General features: G+C 47.2%; 10 protein-coding genes. 8 read left to right on the top strand and 2 right to left on the bottom strand.

From position 1 onward, the window contains the following. Positions 1–120 precede the first annotated feature (120 nt). Together BWX39_RS11490 and BWX39_RS11485 are read left to right on the top strand one after the other, a co-directional pair. On the top strand, positions 121–780 hold the full coding sequence (locus BWX39_RS11490; protein WP_014708743.1) for a ParA family protein: 660 nt from the start codon (positions 121–123) through the stop codon (positions 778–780). Between the two features lie 153 nt (positions 781–933). Then, entirely contained in the window at positions 934–1,458 is a 525-nt protein-coding gene (locus tag BWX39_RS11485) for a hypothetical protein (RefSeq protein WP_028905851.1), read from the top strand. 133 nt (positions 1,459–1,591) lie between these two features. Here BWX39_RS11485 and BWX39_RS12745 read toward each other — a convergent pair whose 3' ends face one another. Then, positions 1,592–1,717 (bottom strand): hypothetical protein, encoded by a 126-nt coding sequence (locus BWX39_RS12745; protein WP_256595195.1) that lies wholly within the window; start codon positions 1,715–1,717, stop codon positions 1,592–1,594. A 67-nt stretch (positions 1,718–1,784) separates the two neighbouring features. Between BWX39_RS12745 and BWX39_RS11480 the strand changes: the two genes are divergently transcribed. Both BWX39_RS11480 and BWX39_RS11475 read left to right on the top strand, forming a co-directional pair. Continuing rightward, positions 1,785–1,997: a BTB/POZ domain-containing protein gene (locus BWX39_RS11480; RefSeq protein ID WP_028905850.1), complete on the top strand. Its 213-nt coding sequence runs from the start codon at positions 1,785–1,787 to the stop codon at positions 1,995–1,997. An 11-nt stretch (positions 1,998–2,008) separates the two neighbouring features. After that, a complete protein-coding gene (locus BWX39_RS11475) occupies positions 2,009–2,281 on the top strand; it encodes a type II toxin-antitoxin system RelE/ParE family toxin (protein WP_028905849.1) in 273 nt (90 codons plus the stop codon). A gap of 582 nt (positions 2,282–2,863) precedes the next feature. Here BWX39_RS11475 and BWX39_RS11470 read toward each other — a convergent pair. Then, positions 2,864–3,685 carry a hypothetical protein gene (locus BWX39_RS11470; protein ID WP_028905848.1) on the bottom strand — a complete coding sequence of 274 codons (822 nt, stop codon included), beginning with the start codon at positions 3,683–3,685 and terminating at the stop codon, positions 2,864–2,866. A gap of 956 nt (positions 3,686–4,641) precedes the next feature. On the opposite strand from BWX39_RS11470, the gene BWX39_RS11460 reads away from it, so the two are divergent. From BWX39_RS11460 to BWX39_RS11440, 4 genes are all read left to right on the top strand, one after another. Beyond that, complete coding sequence (locus BWX39_RS11460; RefSeq protein ID WP_174893721.1) at positions 4,642–6,648, top strand: hypothetical protein; 2,007 nt, start codon at positions 4,642–4,644, stop codon at positions 6,646–6,648. Positions 6,649–7,382: 734 nt separating this feature from the next. Then, on the top strand, positions 7,383–9,233 hold the full coding sequence (locus tag BWX39_RS11450) for a DUF2436 domain-containing protein (protein WP_036860682.1): 1,851 nt from the start codon (positions 7,383–7,385) through the stop codon (positions 9,231–9,233). A gap of 477 nt (positions 9,234–9,710) precedes the next feature. Next, positions 9,711–10,388 carry an HmuY family protein gene (locus BWX39_RS11445; protein ID WP_028905844.1) on the top strand — a complete coding sequence of 226 codons (678 nt, stop codon included), beginning with the start codon at positions 9,711–9,713 and terminating at the stop codon, positions 10,386–10,388. Between the two features lie 219 nt (positions 10,389–10,607). After that, positions 10,608–12,830 (top strand): TonB-dependent receptor, encoded by a 2,223-nt coding sequence (locus BWX39_RS11440; RefSeq protein WP_028905843.1) that lies wholly within the window; start codon positions 10,608–10,610, stop codon positions 12,828–12,830. Positions 12,831–12,878: the final 48 nt, after the last annotated feature.

Raw genomic sequence — 12,878 nt, 5'->3', positions numbered from 1 at the left:
AGATTGATAATGAATTACGCTTGTTGCACTGTCGGTTGCGCCGTAAGGCAGAAACGTACGACGAAGGATGCGCAAGCTGTTTTTAAGAATGAAAATATAATAATATAAATATAAAAAGGTATGAAAAATATTAAGGTAGTATTTGCCAATCAGAAAGGTGGAGTAGGGAAGAGCACGCTGTGCATGCTGTTTGCCAACTATTTAAGTTGGAAGGGCAAGCCCGTGTGCATTATCGACACCGACTTGCAGAAAACCATTCTGATGCAGCGACAAAAAGATGTACAGATTTACGACGAGGAAGAACCATACGTTATCCAGAGCTTCGACGTAAGCGAGCCCGAACTGATGCAACAGCTCATGGATTCGGCATCGCAAGTAGAAGGTTACGTGCTGTTCGACTCGCCGGGTAACGTCAGCGAAGACGGTCTTGTGCCCCTTTTCACCAATGCCGACTACATCGTTTGCCCATACGAGTACGAGGATAAGACGCTCGATTCCACCGGAGTCTTCGTCCAAGTGGTGAATGCGCTGAAGGAAGTGAACCCCGATATGCACGCACAGATTTTCTTCGTGCCCAACCGCATCGACCCCCGCATCGGTACTTCCGACGAGCAGCGTATGTGGAGCGACACCAACGATATATTCTCGCAGATTGGCAAGGTTACGCCGATGGTGAACAGCCGTGCCACGCTGAAGCGCATAAACACCTTCGAACTGCTTGCCACACAGCGCGAGGCGGTGAAAGGCGCATTCGAATATATGATACGCCGAATGAAATAAAGGCTCCGCCCCGCCTGCTTCGCCCGTCAGTCGTTGCGCTTCTCGTAGATAAAATGTTACACATCAGCGCATTACGTAGCAACTAAAGGCGAATAGGGTAGGGCACAGTTGCCGACTAAAACGAACGAAACAAAAATAAAAACGACATATATTATGGCAAAGAAAAAAACGAGAGTAATTATGCCGGGAGGCATCTCTGGGTTAGTAAACAAGGTGCAGGGAATAGAGAAACCAATCCTTGCAAGTCCTGCAGAAACAGAAACGGTGGAGCCGACAGCACCTGCGCCCCCCCCCGAACCCGAGCCAGTGCACCCCGAATCCACTGCGAAAACCAACCCAACGGCGAATACCGACGAGAAAGACCGCTCGGCACCCGCAGCCAAGAAGTTGCCAAAAGCCGAAGGAAAAGAGCTCGCCCGCGAATACACGCTTGCGCAAGGCGACACCGAAGACAGCTGGCAAATGTTCCTCGACCTCGCCAAAGAGTACAAGTTGCGCGACTCCAAGCTCGCCACCGTGTATATCGACTCCGACCTGAAGAGCGTTCTCGACCGCCTGAAGTCGGCCAACAGCATTAAAATGCCATCAACGGCACTGCTTAGTTCCATCGTTGCCCGCTTCGTGTTCGACCACGAGAAGAACATCAAGGAAGCCATCTTCGGCGAGAGTCTGCTGTAAACGCAACGCCATTTGCCGCCAAACGGCACCCTTCCTTCAGTTGAAAGGCAAGGACAGAGAGCGGTAAACACGGGCAGTTAGCCTGCCGAACGATATTCCGAGCGGCATTTTTCCGCATTGTATGGGGCGTGATTCACCACGTTCCTAACACCCATTTTGCACCCTTTTCGGTCGCTGTCAGCTTGCAATATTCGGTGTTAGGAACGTGGTGGATTACGCCCCAATGTATCAACTGCTTAATAAAAAATAGAAAAACCATTGCGGGAAATTTGACGTTATCGAATAAAAATACTATCTTTGTAAATGTATAGTAAGGAGACACGACAATGAAGACAACAGCAGTTCATAAAGAAATAGTGAGAATGGGTATCTCAAATGTTGCCGACCTCAACTTCCTCAAAGAGCTGGCAAAACGTATGGGCTGGAGCTTTGAGCATGAACGTCGGACTGAACTCGACCAAGCCATAGACGATTTAAAAGCAGGACGCGTGCACAAGGCAAAAAATGTGGACGACTTAATGGAACAACTAATGAAATAAGTATTGGGTGTATGTATGCAATTGAATACACTACACGCTTTCGTCGCTCATTCAAAAAGTGCATCAAGCGTGGACTTGCTGCAGCTGTATTTGAACAAGTTATCAGACTATTGCAGGAATCGGGTAAACTGCCGCCCGAGTATCGCCCGCACAAACTATCGGGCAGATACTCTGGTTATTGGGAATGCCATCTGCAACCCGATTGGTTGTTGGTATGGTTGCAAGACGACCACCGACTCATACTGCAACTTGTAGACACAGGCAGTCACGCCGACCTGTTCTAATCGGGTTTGTTTATACCTTTTTCCGTCCCGCATTCCTTTCGCAAGGAGTGCGGGACGGTTGCGTTTCGTCATACGAAAAACCATTACAAAAGACAGCTTTCGCTTGCTGAGTGTAATTCGCTGATAATCAACAACTACGCTTTGATGAGCCAAAGCTTAATGTTTGGCATTGTAAAAGCGGCTCTTTTACATGATAAAAGCGTAGGTTTTACAACGCAAAACAGCCCCTTTTGGAAAAGTAGCGGAAAACCATAGATTTTCTGTAAATATATTTCTCGATTATTGGAGCAGCAAATCGGAGATTGCCAAGAGTTGGGCAGGTAAGCATATGAGGTTATGTGATGTACATAGGGGCGTGATTCATCACGTTCCTAACGCCCAATGTTGCAAGCTTACAGCCACCGAGAAAAGGGTGTAAAACGAGTGTCAGGAACGTGGTGAATTGCGCCCCAACATTGCCGAGCCGCATTTATGGCGTTGCTGAACCGACCGCACAAAAAAGTGGGAGCGCAATAAGCTACGCTCCCACAATATATATAAAGGTGGCAGGAATGCGCTGCCTTGCGCACCTGCAAACTTGTTTTACTGTTTTACAATCTTCTTTCCGTTCACGATGTAGATGCCTTTTGGAAGCTCTTTCAACTCGCCCGACAGGCGCACGCCGCTAAGGGTGTAGATGCCTTGTGCGGTTTTGGTGTCGGTAATCGGTGTGTCGATACCAGTTGAAACCTTCGTAATCATCACCTTGCTCTTTACTTTCTCTCCGTTCAGAGCCACACTGTGTATTGATGGGTCGAACTTTGCGTCGGTTGGTTGAGCGATTTTGCAATCTATCAGCGTCAGTGTGGCAAAGTCTACGATAGACCCCTTTTCTGTTCCTTTGGCTGTTACCGTAGCGTTTTTTATGGTGAGTTTCTCGTTCATACCGTCGTTTCCTGCGATGCCATATACAGCACTCTTGCCGTTCACGGTGCAGTTGTCGATGGTTAGGTTGGCTCCTTTCACGAAGATAGCGCAGTTTTTCTGGCTCTCCGCATTAAGTGTGCCTCCGCCCGTAATGGTCAGCGACTTTATAACCCTGATGGGCGATACCTTCGCAGTAAGGTTGTTGGTGCCGATAACCTTCATCGTCAAGCCGTCCACTTTTGTCAAGATGGCATTGTTATCCTCTGAATTTATCGTTGCATTCTGCAACATAAGGGTTTTAGTGGTTGGGTCGTACTTCACCGTTCCGCTTACACCGTTTATCACAGAGAGGTCGTTGCAGTTGGCAGAGGTTACCTTTTTGCCTGCAATTTCGAGTTCGTAGTCGTTCTGTGCCTGCATTGTGGTGGGCATTGCAAACATCGCGATAAACAAGGCAGCTACGGCTGCGTACACATTCTTGAATAAAATTGTTTTCATTAATTAGTGGTGTCCCCCTGTTGAAACTCTTTCCGAGCAACGCCGTTTCGGAGACTTGGGCGTTTGATAAATTAAATAAAACTCAGTTCTTCTTTTTATAGTGGTTTTTGTAATAATTGCAAAGTTAGTAATTTTTATTCGATTTGGCAAATTTTTTATGATGTTTTTCTGTTTTTTGTCGTTTAGTCTGGCAATGTAGGGAGTGATTCATCGCGTTCCTGACGGCAAATGTAGTAAACCGATAGCCACTGAATAGGTTGGTATTTTCGGTTTAGAAACGTGATGAATCACGCCCTTATGTGCCTTTGCGTTGCTTCGGTTACAAGTAAGAATCTGCGATTGGCGCATACGGTTTCGCCCTTACGACGACCACGAAATATCTTTACAGAAAATCAATGCTTTTTCTTCCGTTTTCCAAAAGCGTAGGTTTTGCGCTGCAAAACAGCCGCTTTTACCGTGCAAAACCTACGCTTTTGGAACGCAAAACAATAGGTTTTGGAATGCCAAAGCGTAGTTCTTGATAATCAACGAGTTACATACGGAGAGTTGAAACAATATTTGTAAAGATATTTTATAGTGTCAGAAGCCATTGCAAACCACCCTTCAGAAAGGGTAGGGGCGCAGTTCATCACGTTCCTAACACCAAACAAGAAAGTGTAAAGGTCTGATTTCTTAGGTTCCTAACGCCCAATGCAGCGAGCTTACAGCCACCAGTCAAGGCAACATCTTCGGCACAGGAACACAATAAATCATACTATAATAGAGTATAATTGCGAAAAAATAAAAAAAACATTGCGAAATATTTGTCATTTTAAAATAAAAGCATTAACTTTGCGAAAATATCATAACAAAACTATTAAATTATAAAACATAGTCTGATTAACTTACAAAACGCCCGCATCTCCGACACGGCGTTGCTCCACAAATAGGAGTTTCAACAGGGAGATATTACTACAATGAAACCAAATCTACTTAAGAACATGTATGCAACCATCGCTGCATTGTTCGTCGTAATGTTTGCACTGCCTACCACAATGCACGCGCAAACCGAGTACGACCTTACTATCTGTGGCACAAAGGTAACCTCTGCCAACTGCAACGACCTTTCCAAGATTGACGGTGTAAGCGGAACAGCGAAGTACGACCCAAGCAGCAAAGTTCTCACACTGCAGAATGCTACAATCAGTTCTAATACCGCCATTGCCATTCTTTCGTACATCGATGGCTTGAAGATAAATGTTATAGGTACAAACAACCTTTCAACTGCAGGCAATGCAACTCTCAGCTTCAGAAAGCCACTGACTATCATGGGTGGTGGAGTGCTTAATGCGAAGACCCAAAGCGACTGTGCTATCTATGCAAACGGAACCAACCTCACCATCGATAACTGTACCGTGAACGCTGAGAGTGGCGCATATGGCATAGCAGGAAATAATGGCGAAAACGAGAAACTCACCATCAGAAAGGCTAAGGTAACAGCCATAGGAAAAGAATACGGCTCTATCTGCGACTTCGCCGAGCTCAATATGGAGGGCTGTGGCATTACCCAGCCTGTGGGAGCAACGTTCAGCTCATCAAAGCGCGGTGTAGTTCTCAACGGCGAAATAGTAAAAAGCAAAGTCGTGATACAAGAGATTACGAAATACGACCTTACAATCTGTGGCGTGGCGGTAACCTCTGCCAACTGTAACGACCTTTCCAAGATTGACGGTGTAAGCGGAACTGTGAACTACGACCCAAGCAACAAGCTTCTCACACTGCAGGGTGCTACAATCAGTTCTAATACCACCAATGCCATTCTTTCGTACATCGACGGCTTGAAGATAAATGTTATAGGTACAAACAACCTTTCAACTGCAGGCAATGCAACTCTCAGCTTTAGAAATCCACTGTTTATTTTGGGTGGTGGAGTGCTTAACGTGAAGAGCAAAACCGACTGTGCTATCTATGCAAACGGAACCAACCTCACCATCGATAACTGTACCGTGAACGCTGAGAGTGGCGCATACGGCATAGCAGGAAATAATGGCGAAAACGAGAAACTCACCATCAGAAAGGCTAAGGTAACAGCCATAGGCACAGGAAACGGCTCTATCTGCGACTTCGCCGAGCTCAATATGGAGGGCTGTGGCATTACCCAGCCTGTGGGAGCAACGTTCAGCTCATCAAAACATGGTGTAGTTCTCAATGGCGAAATAGTAAAAAGCAAAGTCGTGATACAAGAGCTTACGAAATACGACCTTACAATCTGTGGCGTGGCGGTAACCTCTGCCAACTGCAACGACCTTTCTGTGATTGACGGTGTAAGCGGAACTGTGAAGTACAACCCCGTAAGCAAGACCCTTACACTCGACAATGCCAGGATCAGTTGTGATGAAAGGGTACCCTTTTTCTCGGACATCGACGGCTTGACGATAAAGGTCGTTGGTACAAACAACCTTACAACTACAACCCTCACAACTATCAGCCTCTTTCAGCCAGTGACTATCACGGGGGGGGGAGTGCTTAACGCCAAGAGTGGAAGCAACTGTGCTATCTATGCATACAGAACCCACCTCACCATCGACAACTGTACCGTGAACGCTGAGGGTGGAGACTATGGCATAGCGGGAAATGACGGTAGTAGCGAGAAACTTACCATTAAAAATGCTACGGTAACAGCCGTAGGAACAAAAAAAGGTTCTATCTGCGACTTAGCCGAGTTCGAAACGATAGGCTGCGAAATCACTCAACCTACGGGAGCAACGTTCGACTCATCAAAGCGCGGTGTGGTACTGAACGGAGAATTAGTAAAGAGTAAGGTGGTGATTAAGAAAGACCCAACCGCCATTGAGACTCCAACTGCCGACAACACAGCCGTACAAGGCATCTACACCCTCAGCGGTGTGCGTATGTCGGGCGAGCTGAAAGACCTTCCAAAGGGCGTTTATGTAGTGAACGGCAAGAAGGTTGTGAAGCAATAAATAGGTTCGCAGGTGTGCGAGACATCGCCTTCCTGCACCCTATGGATTAAATATTAAGTGTTAGGAACTATGGTAGGAGCGTGAGCAATTCGCGCTCCTACTTTTTTGTGCGTTTGTTTCGCCCCCTTGTGTTGCCGTGTCTGCAACCCCAAAGTAACTATTCACGCACTCCATTTCGCCTTTTCGCAACCACGAAATATCTTTACAGAAAATCAATGCTTTTTCTTCTGTTTTCCAAAAGCGTAGGTTTTGCGCTGCAAAACAGCCGCTTTTACCTTGCAAAACCTACGCTTTTGCAATGCAAAACAATAGGTTTTGGAACGCCAAAGCGTAGTTGTTGATAACCAACGAGTTACGCAAGGCAAACTAAAACAATATTTGTAAAGATATTTTATAGTATCAAAAGCCGATGCAAGCCATACTTCAGCAAGTGCAGGGGTATGATTCATCACGTTCCTAACGCCCAATGCAGCAAGCCGACAGCCACCTAAAAAAACATTCCTTCTATGTAGGAACGTAATGAATCACACCCTTATATTCTCCAACTGCGCCATAAAAGAAATAAAAAAACATTACGAAACGCTTGGAATTTAAAAATAAAAACGTTATATTTGCGAAAATATAATACAATAACTAACAATATCAAATCACATTATCATTAACTTATCAAACGCTCACGTCTCCGAAACGGCGTTGCTCCCCAGAGGAGTTTTAACAGGGAGACACTACTGACAATGAAACCAAACTTACTTAAGAACGTGTATGCAACCATAGCTACACTGTTCGTCGCAATGTTTGCGCTGCCCACTACCGTGCAGGCGCAGGCACCGGGTATGGCAAGAATCGTTCTCGAAGCACACAACGTATGGAAAGATGGCAGCGGTTATCAGATGCTGCTCGATGCCAACCACAACCTATACGGCGACAAAATTCCAACTTCAGGACCGATATGGGACGACGCCAACCCACCAGCCGACCTCTACAACGACTTCGAATACAAGATTCCAGCCAATGCCGACCCTTCCACAACACCTCAGTATATGGTTATGGACGGCGAGGACTACGTAGACATTCCTGCAGGAATCTACGACTTCTGTATCGCCGCACCAGAGGCTAACAAGAAAATATGGATTGCAGGCGATGCCGACGGACCCACAAGGGGCGACGATTACAACTTCGAGGCAGGCAAAACCTACCGCTTCACGATGCATATAGTGGAAAGTGCCAACAACGACGGCGCAAGGCTCACGATAACCGAAGGTGGGACAGCTGCAAAGTACGAGCTTTGGATTGGCGGCACGCAGGTAACCTCTGAAAACTGCAACAAGCTTCCTGTCGCAAGCGGAATGGCGAGCTACGACCCATTTACCAAGACCCTCGCCCTCGACGAAGCCGTTATCAACGCATCGGGAGAAGAAGATGCTATCAAGTCGAAGATAGACGGATTGACCATTCGTGTTACTGGAACCAATATGATTGCTGCCAGCGGTTTCTCTGCTCTCAAGACCGAAAAAACGCGCACCACCATCACCGGTGAAGGCAAACTTGTCCTTTCGGGGAACGATTTCGGACTGTATGCAATGTCGGGAGGGTTTGTTACCATCGAGAATTGCGAAATAGATTGCGATGGTTCTTTCGGCACCAACAACGGTAACGCCGAGGTAACCATCAACAACGCCACCATAACGGCAAAGGGCAAGACATTCGAAACAATGCGTGGCATTCAGAAACTCACCCTCAATGGTTGCGCTATCACCGAGCCAGAAGGTGCTGTCTACGACCCTAAACTTGGCGGTATCGCACTGAACGGACAGCTGGTAAAGGACAAGGTGGTCATCAAAGCCGACCCTATAACCGAGTACGACCTTGCAGTATCGGGCGTAAAGCTGACTTCTGCCAACTACAACGATATTTCCAAATTCATTGGCGTAAGCGGAACCGTAACCTTCGACCCAGAAAACAAGGTGCTTACGTTGCAGAATGCTACAATAAACGCAGAGGGCTACAATGCCATTATGTCGAACATCGAAGGACTGACAGTAAAGATTGTCGGCAACAACGACCTGAATTCAAAGTATGCAACCGTCAGCTTTGTAGCTCCGATGACCATTACAGGCGGTGGCACAATCAATGTGAAGAGCGAGGGCGACTGCGCTATCTATGCGAATGGAACCGACTGTACCATCGAAAACTGTACCGTTAATGTCAAGAGCGGAGCATACGCCATTGCAGGAAACAGCGGCACGAGCGAGAAATTCACCGTAAAGAATGCCACCGTAACGGCAGAGGGAATAGGGAACGGCTCTATCTGCGACTTCGCTGAACTCATAATGTCAGGTTGTAAAATCACTCAGCCTGCTGGCGCAGCGTTCGACCCTTCAATGCACTGCGTTGCCCTGAACGGAGAAGTGGTGAAGACCAAGGTGGTGATTACCGACCCAACCGCAATCGAAACACCTACTGCCGACACCACAGCAACCACACGTGGCACTTACACGATTAGCGGTGTCCGCTTGTCTAACGAACAGAAAAACCTTCCAAAGGGCGTTTACATCGTGAACGGCAAGAAGGTTGTAAAGCAGTAAGATAGGCTCGCAGGCGTGCACAGTGCATCTCGAAGAAATGCAAGGCACTGCCTTCCTGCACCCCTATGAATTAAACATTAAGTAATAGAAACGATAGTAGGAGCGTGAGCAATTCGCACTCCTACTTTTTTGTGCGTCTGTTAAACCCTCCCATTTCGCATTCTTGCCATTGATGAGGCTTTGGGTTTGCTGCCGAAAATACAATGGATTACGTCCCCACGGCGCAAAAAATGGGTATAAGAAACACTGTATGGCATCACAACTTTTGGGTATTTATTTTACATTTTTGGCATAAAGCCTGCAATGGAGTACTTGAAAGTAGGTAAAAACACTCGTTTCCTGCAAAAATAAAATCACGAAAATTAAGTATTGTGTAAGGCTTTCTTTCTTTCTAACTTTGCAACCACTGAAGTGAAATAAATAAAAACGCTAAGAGTAAATTTAACACAAACATAAACACAATAACATCTATAAAAAATGAAAACAAAAATTTTTGCAGTAGCATGTCTTGCTACACTTCTATTCACATCGTGCAGCAAGGACAACAACGACGACCCAAAACCAAAACCTGAGACCACGCAAGTAAAGCATTTCGAAACCCTTATGCCGGGTTACGATTCGTGGATTTACATCGATCTCGAAACAGGTAAGTTTGAACAACAGGCAGAACTTGGCGAACGTGAGTACCGCAAGTATAAGTCAATGATGGGTACCGAGTACGAAGTAATAAAGAAAGAACCTGCCAAGGGTACAGATGCCGACCTTCCAAAGAAGTGGGACGTCGCTTTCCACATTACTGATGCACGCATCAACAACGGTGAAGTGCTGATGACAGAAGAAACCGATTTGAACAAAATCAACGCACTTCCAGCAGGCAACTACGTAGCCGACGCACCAGCCGAAATCATCGTAGATATGAGCCATATGCAGAACGAAGCCACCTTGGCAATGGTTAAGACAATGCTGAACAGCGAATTGGGCAAGTGGGTTAAGAGCACAGGCATGGGCAAACCAAAGATTGTGAGCGACAAGGTGTTTGCCGTGAAGTTCAAGAATGGCAATGCTGCCCTCATCAAGTTCAAGGACTACTTGGACAACACAGGCAAGAAGAAAGCTGTCAGCTTCGACTATAAGTTTATGAAGAAAGCGAAGTAAACCAACAATATGGGCATAATGCAGTAATAAAAGCAATAGATGCAGAGGCATAAACCGTCTCTGCATTTATTGCTATCCATTTGCCTGAATACACATTATATATAATACCAAAGCAGGCGAGTGCAGCTCTTGATGGTTTCCAGTGGGAAAAACGCAGTTTGCTCACGGGAACTTCGTTTGCACACAGCCTTCATTCAGATTTATCAATACTTCATCGGTATGAAGAAACTACTTCTTACATTCGTATTACTGACGGCGGTTTTTGCCACCGTTTTTGGAGATAACGTTCCCTCAGAAAAGAGCTATCCTGTAACAGGCAAGGTGGTAGACGCCGACACCGAAGAGCCGTTGGCAGGTGCAATGCTCAAGGTAGAAGGCACGAACATCGTGGTGGGCACCAACAGCAAGGGCGAATTTACCATTCACTTCGGTGCCAACAAGGTTTATATCGTCCACGTCTCGTGCATGGGTTACACCACCCGAACGTTGCGTGTGCCGTCGGTAGGACACCCACCCCTCACGGTCAGAATGGCATCAACCAACACCAGCTTGGAAGAAGTAGTGGTAACAGGCTCAAGATGCGAGAAGCCTTTGAAAGACGTACCCGTGATTACACGCGTCATCTCGCAGGAAGAAATAAAGACCGTGAACCCAGTAGACCTGAACACACTCTTGGAATACACCCTCCCAGGCATACAGTTCTACTACAACAGTATGAGTCAGACCACCACGCTGAACTATCAGGGAATGGACAGTAAGTCAGTCCTCTTCCTGCTCGATGGCGAGCGAATGAGTGGCGAAGGTGCCGACCACAACATTGACTTCAGCCGAATCAACGTAGACAACATCGAGCGCATCGAGGTGGTACGTGGTGCAGCGTCTACCCTTTACGACAGTCGTGCCATCGGTGGCGTCATCAATCTCATCACAAAGAAAAACGCACGCCCTCTCAACGTGCAGCTTAACTCGCGCTACGCAGGCTCGAACGGCGAGAACTACTCTATGCAAGTAGGCGTAAACCGCAGCCGCTTCAGTTCGCAGACATCGTTCGGCTATCGCCATCGCGACACTTACTGGGTGAAAGACAAAGAAGGAAAGACCATAGAACGCATAGCCCCCGATGGTAAAGGGCTTCAGGAAAAAGGCGAACCGCAGGATATTCCAATCTACGGATACAAGATTTTCGACCTCGGACAACGCTTCCACTATCGTTTCAGCGACCATCTGAATACCGAACTCTTCGGTTCTTTCTATTCAAACATACGTCCTACCTACTTTGGACGCCGCTACCACCAACGCTACGAAGACCTTGTTGTGGGCGGAAAAGCAAAGTGGCAGATAAACGAGAACAACGGTTTCGCCCTCTCGTACACCTTCGACAACTATGCGAAGAAAGACGACTACGACCTTGTGAAGCTCGTCGAGAAAGTCTATAACAACATCAACCACAGCGCACGCCTCTACTATACGGGCACGTTCGGACGCCATACGTTCAACGCAGGCATCGAAGGCGTGCACGAAAGTCTGCGCCACTATATGATGAAAGATACAGGAATGGTCAGCACGACGCAGTTCTCGCTCTGCGCACAGGAAGATTGGCGCATCACCGACAACTTCAACGTCGTGGTAGGTATGCGTGGCGACAAGGGGAAAGGCTACAATTTCCACCTCACACCGAAGATTTCAGCCCTCTATCGTCCTTTCGAGCACATCACGTTCCGTGCAGGCTACTCGCAGGGATACCGCATTCCCACGCTCAAGGAACTTTACCAAGAGTTCAATATGGCAGGCATCATTATGATATATGGCAACAAAGACCTCAAGCCCGAATACGGAAGCCAGCTCTCGGCATCGGTCGAATACGACCACGGAGGCTTCAACCTCTCGCTGTCGGCATACCACAACCGCTTCCGCAACAAGATTACGTACGAATATATATCGCCGGGACAAAGCTACAATATGCGCTATGTAAATGCCGACAACGTGAAAACGACAGGTATGGAAGCCACTCTGAACTACCGTATGCAGTGCGGTTTGCGCTTCACGGCAGCCTATACATACATCAACGACTACAACGTGCGCAACGGTTACAACCAGTCGTGGATACGTCCGCATACAGCCAAGTTCAACGCAACCTATAAGCGAAAGATTGGAAAGACCACCGAGTCTATCGCATTCAACAGTCAGTGGATGTCGAGCATCACACGCTACTCGTACGATGCAAAGGCAAATACCTACACACGCTACGTGTTCGACCCTCGCACCATCTGTTCCATCAACCTGCGTTCCGAACTTCCGCGAGGCATCAACCTTGGTTTCATGATAGACAACCTCTTCAACTATCACGACAAGGCTGCCGACTCCGACGTGCAACTGCCGCTCAACGGCATCAGCTACGTGCTCACCGTGGGCATCAACCTGTCCGACTTGTTCGGCAAGTAGGTACTTCCCGCATAGCAGTAGGGACAGTACAGCCAGCATACAACGTGG

Origin of the sequence: Prevotella intermedia ATCC 25611 = DSM 20706 (assembly GCF_001953955.1) — a bacterium.
GTDB classification, from domain to species: Bacteria; Bacteroidota; Bacteroidia; order Bacteroidales; family Bacteroidaceae; genus Prevotella; species Prevotella intermedia.
Note: the sequence above shows the minus strand (reverse complement) of the source record. Positions and strands in the feature narration are given on the sequence as shown.